General features: G+C 69.2%; 18 protein-coding genes and 1 riboswitch. Of the genes, 5 read left to right on the forward strand and 13 right to left on the reverse strand.

From position 1 onward, the window contains the following. Positions 1 to 231: 231 nt before the first annotated feature. Positions 232 to 1053 carry a PhzF family phenazine biosynthesis protein gene (locus JGS39_RS18585; protein ID WP_219570289.1) on the forward strand — a complete coding sequence of 274 codons (822 nt, stop codon included), beginning with the start codon at positions 232 to 234 and terminating at the stop codon, positions 1051 to 1053. A gap of 72 nt (positions 1054 to 1125) precedes the next feature. Here the strand turns inward: JGS39_RS18585 and JGS39_RS18590 are convergent, their stop codons facing one another. After that, complete coding sequence (locus JGS39_RS18590; protein WP_219570290.1) at positions 1126 to 1905, reverse strand: CPBP family intramembrane glutamic endopeptidase; 780 nt, start codon at positions 1903 to 1905, stop codon at positions 1126 to 1128. A gap of 184 nt (positions 1906 to 2089) precedes the next feature. Here JGS39_RS18590 and JGS39_RS18595 point away from each other — a divergent pair, with 184 nt between their 5' ends. After that, positions 2090 to 3877, forward strand: a complete 1788-nt coding sequence (locus JGS39_RS18595; RefSeq protein ID WP_219570291.1) for a substrate-binding and VWA domain-containing protein — start codon at positions 2090 to 2092, stop codon at positions 3875 to 3877. A 108-nt stretch (positions 3878 to 3985) separates the two neighbouring features. Here the strand turns inward: JGS39_RS18595 and JGS39_RS18600 are convergent, their stop codons facing one another. Then, the gene (locus JGS39_RS18600) at positions 3986 to 5491 is read right to left on the reverse strand and encodes a glutamate-cysteine ligase family protein (protein WP_219570292.1); all 1506 of its coding nucleotides are present in this window, start codon (positions 5489 to 5491) and stop codon (positions 3986 to 3988) included. 481 nt (positions 5492 to 5972) lie between these two features. Here JGS39_RS18600 and JGS39_RS18605 point away from each other — a divergent pair, with 481 nt between their 5' ends. Beyond that, positions 5973 to 6566: a hypothetical protein gene (locus JGS39_RS18605; protein WP_219570293.1), complete on the forward strand. Its 594-nt coding sequence runs from the start codon at positions 5973 to 5975 to the stop codon at positions 6564 to 6566. 323 nt (positions 6567 to 6889) lie between these two features. Next, positions 6890 to 7096, forward strand: coding sequence for a DUF5999 family protein (locus tag JGS39_RS18610; RefSeq protein WP_148015119.1), 207 nt, complete (start codon positions 6890 to 6892; stop codon positions 7094 to 7096). An 83-nt stretch (positions 7097 to 7179) separates the two neighbouring features. Here JGS39_RS18610 and gcvP read toward each other — a convergent pair whose 3' ends face one another. Next, positions 7180 to 10065 (reverse strand): aminomethyl-transferring glycine dehydrogenase, encoded by a 2886-nt coding sequence (gene gcvP, locus JGS39_RS18615; protein WP_219570294.1) that lies wholly within the window; start codon positions 10063 to 10065, stop codon positions 7180 to 7182. Between the two features lie 193 nt (positions 10066 to 10258). After that, positions 10259 to 10356, reverse strand: a riboswitch (glycine riboswitch). Between the two features lie 113 nt (positions 10357 to 10469). On the opposite strand from gcvP, the gene JGS39_RS18620 reads away from it, so the two are divergent. Further along, a complete protein-coding gene (locus JGS39_RS18620) occupies positions 10470 to 10841 on the forward strand; it encodes a PRC-barrel domain-containing protein (protein WP_219570295.1) in 372 nt (123 codons plus the stop codon). On the opposite strand, the gene JGS39_RS18625 is transcribed toward JGS39_RS18620, so the two are convergent. From JGS39_RS18625 to clsA, 10 genes are all read right to left on the reverse strand, one after another. Next, positions 10763 to 12226 (reverse strand): DNA polymerase IV, encoded by a 1464-nt coding sequence (locus JGS39_RS18625; protein WP_219570296.1) that lies wholly within the window; start codon positions 12224 to 12226, stop codon positions 10763 to 10765. The genes JGS39_RS18620 and JGS39_RS18625 overlap by 79 nt on opposite strands. A 93-nt stretch (positions 12227 to 12319) precedes the next feature. Then, the gene (locus JGS39_RS18630) at positions 12320 to 12937 is read right to left on the reverse strand and encodes a MerR family transcriptional regulator (RefSeq protein ID WP_219570297.1); all 618 of its coding nucleotides are present in this window, start codon (positions 12935 to 12937) and stop codon (positions 12320 to 12322) included. Between the two features lie 166 nt (positions 12938 to 13103). Further along, positions 13104 to 13577, reverse strand: a complete 474-nt coding sequence (locus JGS39_RS18635) for a bifunctional nuclease family protein (RefSeq protein WP_006123076.1) — start codon at positions 13575 to 13577, stop codon at positions 13104 to 13106. A gap of 54 nt (positions 13578 to 13631) precedes the next feature. Continuing rightward, on the reverse strand, positions 13632 to 14375 hold the full coding sequence (ftsR, locus tag JGS39_RS18640) for a transcriptional regulator FtsR (protein ID WP_219570298.1): 744 nt from the start codon (positions 14373 to 14375) through the stop codon (positions 13632 to 13634). A 42-nt stretch (positions 14376 to 14417) separates the two neighbouring features. After that, on the reverse strand, positions 14418 to 15206 hold the full coding sequence (locus JGS39_RS18645) for an FHA domain-containing protein (RefSeq protein ID WP_148015114.1): 789 nt from the start codon (positions 15204 to 15206) through the stop codon (positions 14418 to 14420). Between the two features lie 190 nt (positions 15207 to 15396). Beyond that, the gene (locus JGS39_RS18650) at positions 15397 to 16185 is read right to left on the reverse strand and encodes a DUF881 domain-containing protein (protein WP_219570299.1); all 789 of its coding nucleotides are present in this window, start codon (positions 16183 to 16185) and stop codon (positions 15397 to 15399) included. A gap of 5 nt (positions 16186 to 16190) precedes the next feature. Further along, the gene (locus JGS39_RS18655) at positions 16191 to 16523 is read right to left on the reverse strand and encodes a small basic family protein (RefSeq protein ID WP_003970459.1); all 333 of its coding nucleotides are present in this window, start codon (positions 16521 to 16523) and stop codon (positions 16191 to 16193) included. Then, positions 16520 to 17443 (reverse strand): DUF881 domain-containing protein, encoded by a 924-nt coding sequence (locus JGS39_RS18660; protein ID WP_219570300.1) that lies wholly within the window; start codon positions 17441 to 17443, stop codon positions 16520 to 16522. Before JGS39_RS18660 ends, JGS39_RS18655 begins: the two co-directional genes overlap by 4 nt. A gap of 153 nt (positions 17444 to 17596) precedes the next feature. Next, complete coding sequence (locus tag JGS39_RS18665; protein ID WP_219570301.1) at positions 17597 to 20092, reverse strand: mannose-1-phosphate guanyltransferase; 2496 nt, start codon at positions 20090 to 20092, stop codon at positions 17597 to 17599. Between the two features lie 113 nt (positions 20093 to 20205). After that, positions 20206 to 20814: a cardiolipin synthase ClsA gene (gene clsA, locus JGS39_RS18670; protein WP_219570302.1), complete on the reverse strand. Its 609-nt coding sequence runs from the start codon at positions 20812 to 20814 to the stop codon at positions 20206 to 20208. Between the last annotated feature and the right edge of the window lie 115 nt (positions 20815 to 20929).

Below are 20929 nucleotides of genomic sequence, written 5' to 3' on the forward strand. Positions count from 1 at the left end.
CAGGGCAATACAACTAGGGCGTGTTTCGCCTCGTCCGGCACGCGACGCCTGGCCCGCACTTCTCGCGACGTGTCCGACACATGTCTGCGGCATCGCGGTGTCCGCGCGCCCCTGGCTCAGGTCCCGACGGAGCGGCCTGGCAGAGCGTCCACCGCAACGGCAGCTCATTCCGAGCCGCCGACCCGGAATTGGCCTTGGCCCGCGGCTTCGTCCCGCCCCTACCGTCGCACCATGAGGATTCGTATCGTCGACGCGTTCACCGACCGCCCCTTCTCCGGCAACCCCGCAGGCGTCCTGCTCCTGGGCCCGGAGGGCTTCCCCGATGACAGCCGCCTCCAGCAGATCGCCTCGGAGCTGAACCTCTCCGAGACCGCGTTCGCCCATCCCCTGCCGCCGGGCGGCGACGCGGACTGGGCGCTGCGCTGGTTCACCCCGTCCACCGAGGTCGACATGTGCGGCCACGCCACCCTCGCGACGGCCCACGTCCTGCACACCACCTCGACCGCGAGCGGCACGGTGCGCTTCGCCGCCCGGTGCGGGGTCCTCACCTCGACCACGGACCCGGACGGCTCGATCGCACTCGATTTTCCGACCGCTCCCCTGACCCCCGAAGCCCCGCCGGCCGGACTGGCCGCCGCCCTCGGCGCGGAGCCCGTATCCGTGCACGACACGGGACCGCACATCGGCGATCTCCTCGTGGAACTGGCCGACGAGGCGACCGTACGGGGCCTCTCACCGGACTTCGCGGCGCTGACCGCCCACTCGCGGCGCGGTGTCATCGCGACGGCGGCCGCCGCCTCACCGGACCGCGGCTACGACTTCGTGTCCCGCGGCTTCTTCCCCGCCGTGGGCATCGACGAGGACCCGGTGACGGGCAGCGCCCACACCGCCCTCGCGCCGTTCTGGTCGGCCCGGCTCGGCCGCGACGAACTGACCGGCCTCCAGGCGTCCGCCCGATCGGGCCTGGTCCGCACGTCCCTGCGCGGCGACCGCACCCTGCTGACGGGCCGTGCCGTGACGGTCGTGGACGGCGAGCTGCTCGTCACCCTGTGACGGCGGCGGACGACACGAGGGGGCGTGCGGGCCGTCCCGCGCGCCCCCTCACCCCACGCGTCCGCCACGGCCTCACGGGGTCGGCAGCCAGCCGACCTTCCCGGCGAGCAGCGCGTAACCGACGAACGCACCGATGTCGAGCAGGGCATGCGCGGCGACCAGCGGCCCCACGCGCTGCCAGCGGCGGTACAGCAGCACGAAGACGACGCCCATCACCATGTTGCCGATGAAGCCGCCGATGCCCTGGTACAGGTGGTACGAGCCGCGCAGGACCGAACTCGCCACCAGCGCGGCCATCGGGGTCCACCCCAACTGCCCCAGCCGGCGCAGCAGATACCCGACGACGATCACCTCCTCCACCACGGAGTTCTGGATCGCCGACAGGATGAGCACGGGGAACTTCCACCACACGTCGGGCAGCGACTCGGGGACGACCGTGAGGTTGAATCCGGCTGTGCGGGCGACCAGATAGAAGGCCAGCCCCGCACTGCCGATCCCCGCCGCCACCAACGTCCCGCGCCCGATGTCCGGCCACGGCCTCGTCCGGTCGAAGCCGATGGCGCGCAGCCCCGTCCCCTCCCTGATCAGCAGATGCGCCACCAGAGCGACCGGCACCAGCGCCGTCGTGATGCCGAAGAGCTGCCAGGCGAGATCCAGCCATGGGCGCCCCGGCGCGTAGGAGCTGTTGAGCGTCGCCGCCTGATCCTTCAAACCCCCTGGTTTCGTCAGGGATCCGACAAAACTGATCAGGGCAGACACCCCGCTGGCCCCCAGCGAGAGAGCCAGAACCAACACCGTTTCGGACCGCAAGATCCGTCGTGACACGGCCTCCTGGGGAAAAGAATCAGCCACACGCCCCGCCTCCACCTGTACACCTGCCCTCAGTTGTGCATTCACGTCCCATGCCGCCCCGCGCCCCGCTAGGGTCTCGAATGCAGGTACGAAGATCATGCGCGACAGGCCGGGGGACGAGCACCATTGCCGATGGTGTGGTCCCCCTTTTCCTTGTTCATCCTCAAGGAGGGGCACCACCGACATGGGACGTCACAGCTTGCCGGACGACTACGCCACGGATGGAAGCGGGGACCGTCCACCGCGCCGCCGTCGTACCGTAGCCATCGCCACCATGCTCGTTCTCGCCGTGGCGGCGGGAACGGCGGTCGCGGCACAGGGCGGCCTGCTGTCGTTCTCGAAGTCCTGCGAGGACACCGCCGTGCACCTGTCCATGATGACCTCGCCGGACATCGCCCCCGCCGTGCGTGCCGTCGCCGACAAGGCACGCAAGGACAATCTGAGATCCGACGGCCACTGCGTGGACGTGGACGTGGTGGCCCGCGACTCGTACAAGGTCGCGGACGCCCTCGCCCGCGGCACCCGGGCACCGGATTACCAGATGTGGCTACCCGACTCCGACCTCTGGCTGAACCGGGCCAAGGGCCTGGGAGACGCCATCCCGATCACCCCGGGCGACTCCGTCGCCTCGTCACCCGTCACGCTCGCCATGGTGCCCTCCGCGGCCAAGAGCCTCGGCTGGCCCGAGAAGAAGTACTCCTGGGCCGAACTCACGGCCGCTGCCATGGAGTCCGACAAGGTACGTCTGGGCTCGGCCGACCCCGCACGCAGCGCCACGGGCCTGCTGGCGCTCACGAGCATCGGGATCTCCTCCGACAAACTGGGCGGGGACAGCGACACCAGGGCCGCGGCCACGGCCAAGCTGCTCGCCCAGCGGATGTCGGACGGCGACACCCAGGTCGTGGAGACGCTGCCCCAGGACGGTTCCGGTGCGGAACAGGGAAATCCGGCCCGGAACCAGGCGGTGCTGCTCTCCGAGCAGGCCGCGTTCGCCCACAACGCCGAGTCGACGGACGGAAGCAAGCTCGACCTCCTCTACCCGAAGGACGGCGCTCCGCTCCTCGACTACCCGTTCACCCTCGTCAACGAGGACGAACAGACGACGGACGAGAGCCGGGCCGCGCTGCGCTTCATGACGCTGCTGTCCGAGGACGCCTCCCAGCGCACCCTGCAGGAGCACGGCTTCCGGACCGTCGACGGCACAGCGGACGAGACGCTGGTCGCCTCGGCCGGCGGCAAGTCTCCCCAGCCGTACGCCACATCGCCAGGGGCCGCCCCCTCGGACGAGACGCTGCAGGAGACGCTCGGCATGTGGACGATCACCGTCCAGAGCGCACGGCTCACCACGGTCGTCGACGCCTCGGGGTCGATGGCCACGATCGTGCCGGGCCGCAACCAGTCGCGGATGGACGTCACCAAGGCGTCCCTGATCCAGGCTCTCAACCAGTTCACGCCGAACGACGAGATCGGCCTCTGGGAGTTCGCCACCACGCTCGACGGCGACAAGGACTACCGCCGGCTGGTGGAGACCAGCCGACTCGGCGACGCGGCCAAGGGCGGGGGCACGCACCGCGACAGGCTCGCCGCTGCGTTCGCCTCGCTGAAGCCCGTACCCGACGGGGCCACGGGCCTCTACGACACCGCGCTGGCCGCCTACAAGGAGGCGCAGCGTACGTACGTGAAGGGCAAGTTCAACGCCGTCGTGATCCTCACCGACGGCTCGAACCAGGACGACCGCTCCATCTCCCGGTCCGCCCTGATCGCCGAACTCAAGAAGATCACCGACCCGGATCGCCCGGTCCCGCTTCTCGGCATCGCGGTCGGCCCCGACGCCGACCGCGAAGAGGTGAACGAGATAGCGAAGGTGACCGGTGGCGGCGGCTATCAGGTCAGCGACCCGGCGGAGATCCAGGCGGTGATCCTGCAGGCCGTCATGACCGCGGGGCAGAGCGGTGGCGGCGCCGGGGAGTAGCGCCCGCACCGCACGCGCACAGGTCAGAGGCCGGGGGCGGCCGGGGTCGCGGGATCCGTGTTCCACCACGGGCCCGGGGCGGACCGACGGCCCCGGCCCGGCCCCGCCTCACCGTGCGGGGAGGTCCACCGGCCAGGTGTGGACGGGCTCGCCGGCCTGCATCAGTTCGGCGTACCTCCGGGTCATGGCGGCGAGCGCCTCGGCCCGCCCCAGCCCCGCCTCCCTCGCCCGGTGATAGGTGTCGGCCTGCCAGGATGCACCGTTCGTCCGCCGCCTGCAGCGCTCCTCGATGATCCCGAGGTAGTGGTCCCGGTCCGCGGGCTCGATGTTCCAGGCGTCGAGGCCCGCGGCGGCCAGGGGCAGCAGCTCGTCCCGCACGAGCTTGACGGCCGGAACCCGGGTCAGTCCGCCGGAGCGGCCGGGCCTGGGCCAGAGCAGCTCGGCGCCGATGCCCTGGCGGCAGGCGGTCTCGAAGTTCTCGGCCGCGGCGCTGAAGGGCATCCGGGTCCACACCGGCCGGGATTCCTCCGCGAGTGCCCGTACGAGTCCGTAGTAGAGCGCGGTGTTGGCGATCACATCGGCGACGGTCGGTCCCGCGGGAAGCACCCGGTTCTCCACCCTCAGGTGCGGTACGCCGTCCGCCAGCCCGTAGACCGGCCGGTTCCACCGGTAGACCGTGCCGTTGTGCAGGACGAGTTCCCGGAGCCCCGGCACGCCGCCGTCGTCGAGGACCCGCAGGGGATCCTCCTCGTCGCAGATCGGCAGCAGCGGGGGAAAGTAGCGGAGGTTCTCCTCGAAGAGCTCGTAGGCCGAGTCGACCCACCGCTCGCCGAACCAGGTCCTCGGCCGCACCCCCTGGTTCTGGAGTTCCGGCGGCCTGGTGTCCGTGGCCTGCTGGAAGAGCGGCGGCCGCGACTCCCTCCACAGTTCCCGGCCGAACAGGAAGGGGGAGTTGGCTCCCAGGGCCACCTGGACCGCCGCGACGGCCTGGGCCGCGTTCCACACGTCGGCGAAGCGTTCCGGGGTCACCTGGAGATGGAGCTGCACCGAGGTGCAGGCGGCCTCCGGAGTGATCGACCCCGAGGTGCAGAGCAGTCGCTCCACACCCTCGATATCCAGGGCGAAATCCTCGCCTCGCGCCGCCACCATTTGATCGTTCAGCAGCGCGTAGCGGTCGCCGTCGGAGAGGTTGGACCGGACCATGTCCTCGCGTCCGAGGGTGGGAAGTATTCCGATCATCATGATCCCGGCATCAACCTCGGCAGCCTTCCGGTCCGCATATCCAAGACCCGTTCGCAACTCTTCGGCCAGTTGATCGAGAACACGGCCTGAAAGATTATGTGGAACTATGTTCACTTCGAGATTGAACATCCCCAGTTCCGTCTGAAAATCACGGCTGGCTATGCGGTCCAGTACCTGTCCATTCAGCATCTTCGGCATACCGTCGGCACCGGCCAGATTCAGTTCGATCTCCATGCCCATGAGGTTGCGCGGCCGGTCGAACCTCCCCTCCGCCAGGAGCCTCCCCAGCCCCTCCAGGCACTGATGGAGCTTCCTCCGGTACTTCTGCCGGTCGGACAGGTCAAAGGCGCCCGCAACGACCTTCTCCCCCATCGAAGTGTCCCTCCTCGAGTGGGCGGCCCGCGGCCCAGGCCGCTCGCGTCACGGTCGATAATGCCCAGACATCGAGATCCATAACGCCCCGCGGACGCCGCGTACCCGCTAATCTGATGACTGAGGCCCCGGGCACATTCACTCGGCATGACGCAGTGCGCAGATTCCCTGGACGACACGCAGGGAATGCACCGACACGTTTCAGCCTACCGCGGCGCGGGAAAAACCCGAGGCGGTGGCTGCGCCGCTCACACCGAATCTGCATAATCTCCGCATAATTGAGTCCGGATACCGCCTTGTCGGCAATAGCCGTGGCGGCTAGTGGAAACACCGCGTGAACACGTGTCGTATAAACTCCGCGGACGAGGCAGAGAGTTGACGCACCGGCCCAGTCACCGGCCTCCTCTGGCCCCGCACGCCGACAGCGCCGTCTGCACCCGCCCACGCTCCACCGTGTCTCCGAAGTGAGAGGCGACCCACTATGCCGCTGCATGTACCCCCGGCTCCCGCGCCCGCTCTGCGCAGCGTTCTCGCGGCGCTCGGTTCACCGACCGCGGTCCGCGAGGCCCGCACCCCCGCACTGCGGTCCGTCCAGGGACCGCTGAGCCCCGAACACCCGCTCCCCGTCCATGTACTGGACCGCATCGGCCGGGACGGGCCGGCGCCCACGACCCGGCTCGCCGGATGGCGCTTCCTGATCCGCAGCACGGAGCGTGCCGTCGCCGCGGCGGAGACGATGCTCACTCCTGACGGCTGGGCCTTCTCGCACTTCTTCGAAGGTCCCTACATCGCCTCGACCGAACTCGCCCTGCGCCACGCGGAAGCGGCGGCGACGCCGTACCAGCCGCGGCTGCTGTCCATTCCCGAGCTCTACATGCTGGCGCTGTGGCTGCACGGGGACACCGAGGCCGACCCGTCCGGCGGGTCCCCCGCACCGTCCGATCTGCTGGTACCGCTGGCTCCCGCCCCGCCGGGTATCGCGGCACACCGTCCGCACCGGGTCGCTGATCTGCTCCCCGTGATCACCACCCGTATCGCACCCGGCCCCGGCCCCCTGCTCGGCTCTCCCGCCTGAGCCCGGCTCCCCCCACTTGATGGCGCTGTGCCCCGCCACCGGATCCGGTGGCGGGGCACAGCGCCATCAAGTGGGGGGCCACTCCTGCCCATCCGGACTAGCCCCATCCGGTCACCCCGAACCACCCGAAGTGACAGTGCAGTTGCGTTGAACCGTCCGGGCGGGTGACGCGTCCTGAGAGGAGTGGAAGCGCTGCTGCGAAATCCCTGCGGATCGACGCCCGTGGGGCAACACTGGGACCGGACCGATCGATACGGGGGGCGGCCATGAACAGCTCTTCAAGCCGCAGGACACTCAACTCTACGCAGCGAAAGAACCCAGCCATGTGTCAGCACCAGCCAGCCTGCCCGACAGCCGACTCCGCCGACCGGGAAGCCGCCCGTCTTGTGGCGCACCACCCGGAACAGGGCTGGAGCCTGCTGTGCAACGGCGTCCTGCTCTTCGAGGACACCGGTGAGCTGCTCCCGGACGGGCAGATCATCGCCCCGCACCGGCCGCTGGGAACAGGCCGGGTGGTGAAGGCGGCCTGAGCGGCCGTACGGAAGAGGGGCCGGCCCGGAGAGTTCTCCGCACCGGCCCCCACGTGTTTCCGCGTCACGCCCTGTGATCGGCGTCAGTTGTCGTACTCCTCCAGCGGCGGGCAGGAGCAGACAAGGTTGCGGTCACCGAACGCGCCGTCGATCCGGCGCACCGGCGGCCAGTACTTGTCGGCGGCCGAGACCCCGGCCGGGAAGACGGCCACCTCGCGGCTGTAGCCGTGCTCCCACTCACCGCCCAGCGCGGCCGCGGTGTGCGGGGCGTTGCCCAGCGGGTTGTCGTCCGCGCTCCATTCGCCCGAGGCGACCTTCTCGATCTCGCCGCGAATGGCGATCATGGTGTCGCAGAACCGGTCCAGCTCCGCGAGGTCCTCGCTCTCGGTCGGCTCGATCATGAGCGTGCCCGCGACGGGGAACGACATGGTCGGCGAGTGGAAGCCATAGTCGATGAGGCGCTTGGCGACATCGTCGATGCTGACGCCGGTCGCCTTGGAGATGGGCCGCAGATCCACGATGCACTCGTGCGCGACCAGTCCCGCCGGGCCGTTGTACAGGATCGGGTAGTGCGGCTCCAGCCGCTTGGCGATGTAGTTGGCCGCGAGTACGGCGACCTGCGTCGCCCGCTTCAGGCCCTCGCCACCCATCAGGCGTACGTACGCCCACGAGATCGGCAGGATGCCGGCCGAGCCCCACGGAGCGGCCGAGATCGGTCCGACACCGGTCTCCGGACCGGCGGCGGGCTGCAGCGGGTGGTTCGGGAGGTACGGCGCCAGGTGCGCGCGCACACCGACGGGACCGACACCGGGACCGCCACCGCCGTGCGGGATGCAGAAGGTCTTGTGCAGGTTCAGATGCGAGACGTCGCCGCCGAAGTGGCCCGGCTTGGCGAGGCCCACCAGCGCGTTGAGGTTCGCGCCGTCGACGTACACCTGACCGCCGGCGTCGTGCACCTCGGCGCAGATGTCGGCGACGTGCTCCTCGAAGACGCCGTGCGTGGACGGATAGGTGATCATCAGCACGGCGAGCTCGTCGCGGTACTGCGCGATCTTGGCGCGGAGGTCCTCGATGTCGACCTCGCCGTCGTCGGCGGTCTTCACCACGACAACCTTCATCCCGGCCATCACGGCGCTCGCCGCGTTGGTTCCGTGCGCGGAGGACGGGATCAGACACACGGTCCGGCCCTCGTCGCCGTTGGCACGGTGGTACGCGCGCACGGCCAGGAGCCCCGCGAACTCGCCCTGCGAGCCCGCGTTCGGCTGGATGGACACCGCGTCGTAGCCAGTGACCTCGGCCAGGCGCTCCTCCAGCTCACGGATGAGCGTCAAGAAACCCTCGGCCTGCTCGGCCGGTGCGAACGGGTGCAGCGCGCCGAACTCGGGCCAGGTGATCGACTCCATCTCGGCGGTCGCGTTGAGCTTCATGGTGCAGGAGCCGAGCGGGATCATGCCCCGGTCCAGCGCGTAGTCACGGTCGGCGAGCTTGCGCAGGTAGCGCAGCATCGCGGTCTCCGAGCGGTGCTGGTGGAAGACCGGGTGGCTCAGGAACGCGTCGGTGCGCAGCAGCCCCTCGGGCAGCGCGTCGGCGGTCGTGGCGTCCAGCGCCTCGATGTCGCCCTCGGCGCCGAAGGCCGCCCAGACGGCCGCGACCTGTGCGCGGGTCGTGGTCTCGTCGCAGGCGAGGGAGACCAGGTCGCCGTCGACGAGCCGCAGGTTCACACCACGCTCACGGGCGTCGGCGACGACCGCGGAGGCCTTGCCCGGAACCCGGACGGTGAGCGTGTCGAAGTGGACACCGGTCACCACGTCGACACCGGCGGCCCGCAGTCCCTCAGCCAGGATGGCCGCGTAGCGGTGGGTGCGCCGGGCGATCGTCCGGAGCCCGTCGGGACCGTGGTAGACGGCGTACATGCCGGCCATCACGGCGAGCAGAACCTGCGCGGTGCAGATGTTGCTGGTCGCCTTCTCCCGGCGGATGTGCTGCTCGCGGGTCTGCAGGGCCAGCCGGTACGCCTTGTTGCCGTCCGCGTCCACGGAGACACCGACGAGACGGCCCGGGAGGCTGCGCGCGAACTTCTCGCGCACCGCCATGAAGCCGGCGTGCGGTCCGCCGAAGCCCATCGGCACGCCGAAGCGCTGCGTGGTGCCGACGGCGATGTCCGCGCCCAGGTCTCCGGGGGACGTGAGCAGGGTGAGGGCGAGCAGATCGGCGGCCACGGTGACGATCGCGCCGAGCTCGTGGGCCTGCTCGATGACGGGCTTGATGTCCCGAACGGCTCCGGAGGCGCCGGGGTACTGCAGCAGCACGCCGAAGACTCCGCGTTCGGCGAGCTCGGCGGGGATGCCGTCGGTGAGGTCGGCGACGACGACCTCGACGCCGGTCGGCTCGGCGCGGGTCTCGATGACGGCGACGGTCTGCGGGAGGGTGTCCGCGTCGACCAGGAAGACGCCGTTCTTGACCTTGCCGACGCGCCGGGCCAGTGCCATGGCCTCGGCCGCGGCGGTGCCCTCGTCGAGCAGCGAGGCGCCGGAGGTGGGCAGCCCGGTGAGCTCGGCGACCATCGTCTGGAAGTTCAGGAGGGCTTCGAGCCGGCCCTGGGAGATCTCGGGCTGGTACGGCGTGTAGGCCGTGTACCAGGCGGGGTTCTCCATCACGTTGCGGAGGATCACCGGCGGGGTGAACGTGCCGTAGTAGCCCAGCCCGATCATCGGGGCCAGGACCTGGTTGCGGTCGGCGAGCAGGCGCAGCTCGGCGAGGACCTCGGCCTCGGTCCGGGCGGCCGGCAGGTTCAGGGCCTCGGCGCTCCTGATCACATCGGGCACCGCGGCGGCGGTGAGCTCGTCGAGCGAGCCGTAACCGACCTGGGCGAGCATCTTCGCCTGTGCCTCGGCATCGGGCCCGATGTGGCGCTGCTCGAACGGGATTCCCTGTTCCAGCTGGGAGAGCGAAGTGCGACGGGGGGTCATGATGGAGGCCTCCTGGTCTGTCACGACCTGCGAGGGGCACCACGGCGCGGGGTGCCCGAACGGCCTCCCCCTCTGTCATCTCAACCTGAGAGCTTCACCGGTGCCCACGGGGCGCACCGGCTTTCACCGTCGGTGAGGAAGGATTCCGGCCCGGCCGTGGCCGTGCGGAACCCGCCCTGCTTTCCAGAGTGACCTCGTCCGTGCGGTACGGGGGCCTGAGAGATTCCGGGGAGGATTTGCTCCTTCGGCGCCCTCCGGTTTTCTTCCGGAGGACTCTCCCGCACGGGGTCAGCAGCCATGGCCAGCCTACCAGCGGGGTATGCGAGGGAAATCTCGAGTGGCCGACGCCACGGTTGTGCACTTCTGTAGTGCCTGTGGAGTAGCCACGACCAGTGGGAGGGACCGTGCAGACCGACATCGATCCGCGCAGCCTGATCGGCCGCAAGGCGTTCGACCGCAAGGGCACCAAGATCGGAACCGTGGACGAGGTGTACCTCGACGACGCGACGGGGGTGCCCGAATGGGCGGCCGTTCGCACCGGACTGTTCAGCCGGGACGCCTTCGTCCCGCTGGAGCCCAGCGAATTCGTCGAGGACACGCTGCGCATCCCCTTCGACCGCGCCCTGATCAAGGACGCACCCGACTTCGGGGTCGGCCGCCATCTCTCGCCGGACCAGGAACTCCAGCTCTACCGGCACTACGGTCTGGACTCGGTGGCGCCCGCCGAGAGCGCTCCGGACCGTGACTTCGGCAAGCTGGCCGGCCAGGACGAGTAGTCCACCGGGTTCCGCACGAGCGGCAGCGGATCGGCCGGCTGCAGTTCCGGATCATCGATACGGAACGTGCGGACCCGGCCGGGCGCCGATTCCGGTTCCTCGAACCGCACCGTCACCCGCCCGACCCCGCTCCCCTGCACCCAGCCGTGCCCGTAGGTCTCGTGACGTACGTCGTGCCCGGCCGGCCAGCGCCGCGCGGCGAGCTGCTCCGGGCTCTCGTGTGCGGGTTCCTCGCTCTCCGGCCCCCCGTCCTCCGCGGCCGCGTGCCCGCCCGGCTCCGCACTGTCCGGGAGCTCGGCGGCCATCCGCTCACCGGCTGCCTGGGCGAACAGATCCTCCTGGGTGAAGTCGGCGAGGCCGGTGACACCGACGCCGAGCAGGCGGACGCCCCCGGTCGTGTCCACCGCCTCCAGGAGCCGCGCAGCGGCCTCTCTGACGACCGAGGGGTCGTCCGTGGGGCCGCGGAGCGTCTCGGAGCGGGTGAGGGTCGAGAAGTCGTAACGCCGCACTTTCAGCACCACCGTCCGTCCTGACCGCCCGGCGGCCCTCAGCCGGTGGACGCAGCGGTCGGCCAGTCGCTCCACCTCGGTCCGCACCCGGACCCGGTCGTGGAGATCCGTGTCGAAGGTGTCCTCGACGGAGACCGATTTGGCATCGCGCTCGGCGACCACCGGCCGGTCGTCGTATCCGGACGCCATGCGGTGCAGGGAGCTGCCGTGCGCCTTGCCCAGCAGCCGTACGAGCTCCGCCTCGCCCGCCTCGGCGAGGTCGTTGACCGTGGTCATGCCGGCACGGCGCAGATGGTCCGCGGTGGCGGGGCCGACGCCGGGCAGGGTACGCACCGGCATGGGTGCGAGCAGCGCCCGCTCCGTGCCCGGCTCTATCAGCAGGATCCCGTTGGGTTTCGCCTCCTCGGAGGCGATCTTCGCCAGCATCTTGGAGCCCGCGAGGCCGACGGAACCGCTGAGCCCCGTGACCGCCTCGATCGCCCCTCGCAGCTGCTGGCCGATCTCCATGGCCGAGGCCGTGTCGTCCGCCGTCCCGCCCGCCTCCAGGTCCACGAAGGCCTCGTCGAGGCTGAGTGGCTCCACCAGAGGTGAGAGGCGGCCCAGCAGCTCCATGACCTGGTCGCTCACCGTCCGGTAGAGCGTGAAGCGCGGCACCAGATAGGCCGCGTTCGGTGCCAGCCGTCTGGCCTGCGCCATCGGCATCGCCGAATGCACCCCGAAACGACGTGCCTCGTAGGAGGCGGTGGCGACGACTCCCCGGGGGCCGAGGCCGCCCACCACGACCGGCTTGCCACGCAGGCTCGGCTTCGCCGCCTGCTCGGCGGACGCGTAGAAGGCATCCATGTCCAGATGCAGGATGGTGGCCGCGGCTCTCACATCAATCGATGGTGCCCTACGGCACTGACAGTCGCCCTGTCACAGGGGCCGGCGCACCCCGGTTTCCCGGGGCGCGGCCGCCCTCCCACCCGGTCAGCCCGCCCGGTTGCGGCGGCGGGCCAGCTCGTCGGTGGGGTTGTTGCCGATCAGCGTCTCGCCGGTGTCCACACGCTCACCGTGCAGCTGTGAGAGCGCGGCGTCCACGTCTCGCCACACCACCCCGACGGCGATGCCGAAGACCCCCTGCCCCCCTTGGAGCAGCTCGACGACCTCCGCGGGCGAGGAGCACTCGTACACGGTCGCCCCGTCACTCATCAGCGTCATGCGCTCGAGATCCTGGAAGCCGCGGGCCCGTAGGTGCTGCACCGTGGTGCGGATGTTCTGAAGGGCGACCCCGGTGTCGAGGAAGCGCTTCACGATCTTCAGCAGGACGACGTCCCGGAAGCTGTAGAGCCGCTGTGTGCCCGACCCGTAGGCCGGGCGGACGCTCGGCTCCACCAGGCCCGTGCGGGCCCAGTAGTCGAGCTGCCGGTAGGTGATCCCCGCCGCCGCGCATGCCGTCGGCCCTCGGTAACCGATCTCGCCGGCCGATTTCACGCCGTCCCCCGCCACCGCATCCGGCGCAGCCGGTTGCCTGATGGTGTGGCCGGCTGTACTCCCCTGCTGCGGATACGACCCACCCACTGCCGTACCGTCGCCGCTGCTGCTCACGCCGACCTCCGTCCTTGACCTGCCCACTCGAAGGTAGGCAGTCGCCCGGGGTGCGTCAACGATCGCCACACTCGGCACGCCGAGTGATAATCACCCTGAGGGTGGTTTCCCGTGACTCACGACCGGGAAAGGCTTGTCGGATGCGCTGGCGGAACCCCTTGGGACGTCACTGACTGTTCGTACCGAAGTCCTCCGGCGAGATCTGGTCGAGGAACTCGCGGAACTTCTCCACCTCGTCCTCCTGCTCGTCGGGAATCGCGATTCCCGCATCGTCGAGTACCCCGTCACTGCCGTAGATCGGCGTGCCGGTGCGCAGGGCGAGCGCTATCGCGTCGGAAGGCCGCGCGCTCACTTCGACTCCACTGGCGAAGACCAGCTCCGCGTAGAAGACCCCTTCGCGCAGATCCGTGATCCGGACCTCGGTGAGCTCCTGGCCGACGGCCTCGAGCACATCCTTGAAGAGATCATGGGTCAGCGGCCTGGCCGGAGCCATGCCCTGCTGGGCGAAGGCGATCGCGGTCGCCTCACCAGGACCGATCCAAATGGGGAGGTACCGGTCGCCTCCCACTTCACGCAGGAGCACGATCGGTTGGTTGGAGGGCATTTCCACCCGGACACCCACAACGTCGAGCTCGTTCACACAGCAACCCTAGGACGTGCTCGGCAGGTTTGGGTAGTCGGGCCCCCATCTCGATCAGTGGAGACGGATCCGCAGAGCGCTCTGGACGAGGGCCGAGTGCAGCCGCACGGACAGCTCGGCCAGTTCCTTCGCGGTGGCCTCGGCATGTGCCCTGGTCTGCGGATTCCGGTGCCGGCGCAGGGGTGCGACGACCTGCTCGATCAGCCCGGCCTCCCGGTCGGCGGCCCCTCGCATCGCGCGCAGATGACGCGGTTCGAGACCGAATCGCCCCAGATCCGCCACAAGCCTGGCAATGGTGACCGTCGCGGCGTCGTAGCCGCCACCCGGCGACGGCGCGACCAGACCGTACGACTCCCAGGCATCGAGGTCGCTCTCGGTCACCTCCGCGGCCGCGAGAAGCTCGGCACGGCCGATACGGGCAGCGGTGGCCGGGCCGGGCGCGCCGCTCCAGCTCCGGTCGGCCGTATCGGGCTCACCGCCCGGAGCCGGCAGGTTCACCTGCTCGCCCCGGGCCAGGGCGTCCAGGTGCTCCCGGATGACCCTCAGCGGAAGATAGTGGTCCCGCTGCATCCGGAGGACCTGAGCGAGCCGCTCGACGTCGTCAGGACGGAACTTCCGGTAGCCGGAAGGGGTCCGCTGCGGCTCGACGAGCCCCTCGGCCTCCAGGAAGCGGATCTTGGAGATGGTGACTTCGGGGAATTCGTCCCGCAGCTGCAGGAGCACCGTGCCGATGCTCATCGGGCGGTCGTCGGCGGTGGCGGTGCCGTGTCCGGCACCGCCCGTCGGTGTTCTCAGCATGGACCTTCCTGGGGTTCCCCCCGACGGAGCCGGGGGGCCGGGTCAGATGCCGCGCTGGCTTGCGTAGAAGACCAGCCGGTACTTGCCGATCTGCACTTCGTCGCCGTTGGACAGCGCGACGGAGTCGATGCGCTCACGATTGACGTAGGTGCCGTTGAGGCTGCCCACATCCCCCACGGTGAAGCTGCCGTCGGCGCTCCGGCGGAACTCCACGTGACGACGCGAAACCGTCACGTCGTCGAGGAAGATGTCGCTCTGCGGGTGGCGGCCGGCCGTGGTCAGCTCGCTGTCCAGGAGGAAGCGGCTGCCGGAGTTCGGCCCCCGTCGCACCACCAGGAGCGCCGAGCCGAGCGGCAGGGCGTCCACGGCTGCCTGTGCCTCGGGCGAGAGCGACGGTACCGACGTCTGACCGGTGGCCTCCGCCTCGTAGGCCTCGAGGCCCGAGATGGAGATGGTCGACGTCGTCTCCGAGGCCCGCTCGGGAACACCGCCGCGCAGCGGCGCGCCGCAGTTGGAACAGAACCGGCTGGCCTCGGCATTGCGGTGCCCGCACCTCGTACAGACCGGCATGGACGAAGCCTCCTGCCTCGGGGCGAACCCTCCACCCGTACTTGAGGTTGACGGTTCTCCGAAACCTATGCGGCCGGGACCGGCAGGGTCAACAGACGACGCGCCGGAACCACCCGAATTGTCACCCCCCGCACCTGTCACCTGATCGCGGAAGAGCGGGCGCTCGCCGCCCTGCTCCTCGGTCTGGCCATGGCGCGGTGCGCGATGGCGTGCGGCTTCATCGCGAGCGCTCTTGCCGAACAACTTCCCAAACAACTTCACGGGCGATTCCCCTTGACCGAAACAGACCCGCCCGTGGGGCAGGACGAACCCTGAATGAACACACCTGCCGACCCGGACATCTTCACAACGTCCGTATCCACTCGACAGTTTCCACCACGCACCGCCATTACGATGCGGCGACCCCCCGCAACCTCCTGCCCGAGTCCCCCGGCACTCATACGTCCCGGGTTCACTGGGTCGACGACCGAGAGTAGTCAGGCCGCTCCGCCGGTCGCAAGGCGTCGATGACGATGTCGTCGGACCGTGCCACGTGCACGGTGGCCTGCTCCTTCTCCAGCGTCTGCACCACACCGCCGGGGATGTTCAGCGCCGGCTCCAGATCCTGCGGCTTGCCGATGACCGTGAAGACGTACGGTGCGGTGATCTTGCGACCGTCGACCTTCACGGCCCCTCCGTCTCCGGAGAAGTACGTATTGGCCACCACGCGCACGCCGTTGATCTCGATGGCCTCGGCGCCGGCCGCCCGGAGCTCCTGGAGGGTGTCGAGCAGCATGTCGGCCTGCACCGCGTCGGCGGGGTCACTGATCGAGAGGGTGATTCCGGGGCCGTGCACCGCCACCGTACCCGCGAGGATGCCGAGTTGGCGCTCCTTCTCGACCGTCTGCTTCCGCGCCTCTTCCGCCTGGTCGGAGCTGTTCTCCAGCTCGGTGCGCTGGTCGACGAGGCGCTGCTTCTCGTCCTCCAGCCGCTGCGTACGGTCGTCCACCTCGTCGAGGATGCGGACCAGGTCCTCCTGACGGGCGCCGCGCAACGCACTGTTGTCGCTGTTCGACCGCACCTGGATGGCAAGCCCCAGGCCGAGGACGAACAGCAGTACCGCGACGATGAGTTGCGCCCGGGTGACCCGGGGCGGCCAGATTCCCGCGATCAGCCGCTGGCGCCCGGTCTGCTCCTCGGGAGCCGGCTCGGCCTGCCCGCCGTGCTCGTCGTGTTCCGCGTCGAATGCGTCGTTACTCATCCGCGTCACGCCCGGAAGACGTGCCGGCGGATCGCGGCGGCGTTGGAGAAGATCCGGATGCCGAGGACGACGACCACGCCGGTGGAGAGCTGCGCACCGACGCCCAGCTTGTCGCCCAGGAAGACGATCAGTGCGGCCACGACCACGTTCGAGAGGAACGAGACCACGAAGACCTTGTCCACGAAGATCCCGTCGAGCATGGCCCGCAGGCCACCGAAGACGGCGTCGAGAGCGGCAACCACCGCGATCGGGAGGTAGGGCTCGACCACCGCCGGCACTTCGGGCCGGACCAACAGTCCGACCACGACTCCCACGACGAGGCCCAGTACGGCGATCACGATGTGCCCTTCCCTGCGTCTGCCGCACCACTGCCGGTGTCTGCGGCCTTGTAAGGCTCTGCTGTCCGTACGATCAGGCTCGGCGCGGCCGGAAGGCTCACCTTGTCCTGGACGGAGATGCTGGTCCGGATGTCGAAGGTGTCCTTGAGCGCCTGCAGGTACTGGCCGTCGGCACTGTCCTGGAAAGCGGCGCCGAGCTTCTTCCCGTCCCCCACCGCCAGCACCGTGTAGGGCGGCACCAGCGGCTTGTTGTCGACCAGTATGGCGTCGCCCGCTGCGCGGATCGCCGACAGGGCCGTCAGACGCTGTCCGTTGATGGCGATCGCTTCGGCACCGGACTGCCACAGGCCGTTGACGACCCGCTGCATGTCCCGGTCGCGGACCCGCCCCGTGTCGGAGAAACCGCTGCTCTCGCGCGGTCCGCCACCGCCCTGGTCGGTGTCCTTCGCGTCGTCGACGACGAGCTTCACCCCGGGACCCTGCACCGGTGTCGCCCCGGAGAGCAGGGCGACCAGTTCGGCCTGGTCACCGCCGTGCTCCTCCAGGGCCTTGCGCTGGCGCCTGCTCACGTCGTCGCGGATCTCCTCAACCTGCGCCTCAAGGGTGTCGGCCGCGGACGTCTCCCCGTCGATCCGGTCGATGAGTTCCTCGCGCTCCTTGGCCAGAACCGGCGCGGCGACCCGCGCCTGCGCGGCACCGAGCGTGACGACCAGGGCCGCCAGCACCAGGCACGCCGCGAAGCCGAGCTTCGCCTTGACGGTCCGGGGCATCCCCGTACGCCCGTCCGCCTTGCGACGGGCCGCCGCCTCGGCATATCCGTCGTCCAGGCTGTGGTCCATCACATTGGTCAGCAGCGACATGGACGCGTCGGGGCGCGGCGGCGGCGAAGTGGTACTCCGATCGGGGGGCTGCTGCGACATGCCGCACATCGTCGCATGTCGCGGCGGCTACCGCCGAATGGCCCCACCGTTGCGTGGGAAGCGGCCGGGTGGATCCCTCAGCCGCACCGTGAAAGCCGGGCAGCGTCCGGAGGCCGGGGCGGCGCCTGTCGCCCGCTCCGGCCTCCGGCCACCTCACTGACCTGCGCTGTCGACGATCGCGGACCATTCGTCCAGGAGCGCCTGGGCAGAGGCGTCGTCCGGCCCTTCCGCCCACAGATGGGTGACGGCTTCGGCCCGGTCCGGCAGCACCATCACCCAGCGCCCGTCCGCCTCGACCACCCGTACACCATCCGTCGTGTCGACATTGCGGTCCCCCGCCGCCTCGACCACCCGGCGCATCACCAGTCCCTTGACGGCCCACGGGGTCGCCAGATCGCGCCGCAGCACATGGGCGCGCGGGATCCGTGCGTCGATCTGGCTGAGTGTGAGCTGCGTCCTGGCCACCAGTCCGATGAGGCGGACGAACGCGGCGGAGCCGTCGAAGACGCTGCTGAACTCGGGAACGATGAAGCCGCCACGTCCGTCTCCACCGAAGATGGTGCCTTCCTCGCGCGCCACCCTCGTCAGGTCGTCGGGCGAGGTCATCGTCCACTCCACCTGGGTGCCGTGGTACGCGGCGACCTGCTCGGCCACACGGGTCGTGGTCACGGGCAGCGCCACCCGGCCGCTACGACGCTCCGCGGCCACGAGGTCGAGCATGACCAGCAGGGCCCGGTCGTCCTCCACGATCCGGCCCCGCTCGTCGACCAGCGAGAGCCGTTCACCGACCGGGTCGAACCGGACGCCGAACGCCGCCCTCGCCGAGGAGACGATCTCCCCGAGCCGCACCAGCCCGGACCGCCGGGTCTCGGCCGACTCGGTCGGCCTGGACTCGTCGAGTCCGGGGTTGATGGTCAGCGCATCCACACCGAGCCGTCCCAGCAGACTGGGCAGGACCAGCCCCGCGCTGCCGTTGGAAGCGTCGACGACCACCTTGAGCCCGGCGTCGGAGATCCCCGCGGTGTCCACGTTCCGCAGGAGGGATCCTGTGTACGAGTCGAACACGCTGGACGGGAAGTGGAGGTCACCGATCTCACCGGGGAAGGCACGGCGGTATTCCTGCCGGGCGTAGACCCGGTCCAGCTTGCGCTGCCGCGCCTGGGAGAGGTCCGCTCCCCGTTCGTCGAAGAACATGATGTCGACGGAGTCGGGCACACCCGGCGAGGTGCGGATCATGATGCCGCCGGCGCTGCCGCGTGCGGTCTGCTGGCGGGCCACGGGCAGCGGAACGTTCTCGAGGTCCCGGACATCGATGGCACTGGCCTGAAGGGCCGAGATGACCGCGCGCTTCAGCGCCCGGGCGCCACGGGAGTGGTCACGTGCGGTGGTGACCGTGGAGCCCTTCTTGAGCGTCGTCGCGTACGCACCGGCGAGCCTCACCGCCAGCTCGGGCGTGATCTCGACGTTCAGGATTCCCGAAACGCCTCGCGCGCCGAAGAGGTGGGCCTGTCCGCGCGACTCCCAGATCACAGAGGTGTTGACGAACGCGCCGGCCTCGATGGTCTTGAACGGGTACACGCGGACGTTGCCCTGGATGATCGATTCCTCGCCGACCAGGCATTCGTCGCCGATGACCGCGCCGTCCTCGATCCGGGCGGCACGCATGATGTCGGTGTTCTTGCCGATCACGCAGCCGCGCAGGTTGCTGTGATCACCGATGTACACGTTGTCGTGCACCACGGCCTTGTGGAGGAAGGCGCCGCTCTTCACGACGACGTTCGACCCGATGACCGTGTGCTCGCGGATCTCCACCCCGGCCTCGACCTTGGCGTAGTCACCGATGTACAGGGGCCCCCGCAGTACCGCGTCGGGGTGCACATCGGCGCCTTCGGCCACCCATACGCCCGGGGAGATCTCGAAGCCGTCGATCTCGACGTCGACCTTGCGTTCGAGGACGTCCGCCTGGGCCTTCACGTAGCTCTCGTGCGTGCCGACGTCCTCCCAGTAGCCCTCGGCGACATAGCCGTAGATGGGCTTCCCTTCCTTCATGAGCTGCGGGAAGACATCGCCCGACCAGTCGACGGAGACATCGGCCTCGACGTAGTTGAAGACCTCGGGCTCCATGACATAGATGCCCGTGTTGACGGTGTCCGAGAACACCTGGCCCCAGGTCGGCTTCTCGAGGAAGCGTTCGACCTGACCCGCTTCGTCCACGATGGTGATACCGAATTCGAGGGGATTCGGCACGCGGGTGAGACAGACCGTGACCAGTCCGCCCTTTTCCTTGTGGAAGGCGATGAGGTCGGTGAGGTCGAAGTCGGTGAGCGCGTCACCGGAAATCACGAGGAAGGTGTCGTCCTTCAACGCCTCTTCGGCGTTCTTCACACTGCCCGCGGTACCGAGCGGTTTCTCCTCGTTTGCATAGCTGAGCTCCATCCCGAGCTCTTCGCCGTCTCCGAAGTAGTTCTTCACCAGCGAGGCAAGGAATTGGACGGTCACGACCGTCTCATTGAGCCCGTGCCGTTTGAGCAGGCGAAGCACATGCTCCATGATCGGCCGATTGGCTACGGGCAGGAGCGGCTTGGGCATACTTGAGGTCATGGGGCGAAGGCGAGTGCCTTCACCACCTGCCATCACGACGGCCTTCATGTCGGAAACGTCCTCCTTGAAGAGACGACGGTCTAGCCGACTTCGCCCGTCGGGGCAGCATCTGTGTCATCAGCCGCGGGCCGGCCACGTTGCGCGGCACCACATCAACGAGCTCAATCGGCTACTGCATCCGCCTTGACCAGCCAGCGGACCTGAACCACGTAGAGGATCCCTGCCCACCAGTAGAGCGTTGTACCCCATCCTGCGAACGCCCATCCGAAAATAGTGGCCAGCGATGCCAGCCAACCACTTCCGTCACTGAGCAGCAACAAGGGAAATGCGTACATCAGGTTGAACGTAGCCGCCTTCCCCAGGAAGTTCACCTGGGGCGGCGGATAGCCGTGACGGCGCAGGATTCCCACCATCACGAGAAGCATGAGTTCACGGGCGAGGAGTGCGGCGGTGAGCCACAGCGGAAGGATCTCCCGCCAGGTCAGGCCGACGAGCGTGGAAAGAATGTAGAGACGGTCGGCAGCCGGGTCAAGCAGCCGTCCGAGGCTGCTGATCTGGTTCCAGCGACGCGCGAGCTTACCGTCGAGGTAGTCACTCACACCGCTGAACATCAGCACCAGCAGCGCCCAGCCGTCACTCTGAGGGCCGCCGAACTCGGGGCGGAGAATCAGCCACAGGAAGACGGGTACGCCAACGAGGCGAGCCATGCTGAGGATGTTGGGGATGGTGAGTACCCGGTTCGTCTGAACGCGAGTCTCCTGGACCTCCACCCGGGGGCCTCCTGTGAGGAACGTGCCAATGATGCCCCCTGACCCTACCCTCAGCCATGGCCGGCACGTACACAGGGGTGTCCGAAGCGTCTGCAGAACGCAGAAAAGCCCCGTG

This window comes from Streptomyces poriferorum, assembly GCF_019399235.1.
Classification (GTDB): domain Bacteria; phylum Actinomycetota; class Actinomycetes; order Streptomycetales; family Streptomycetaceae; genus Streptomyces; species Streptomyces poriferorum.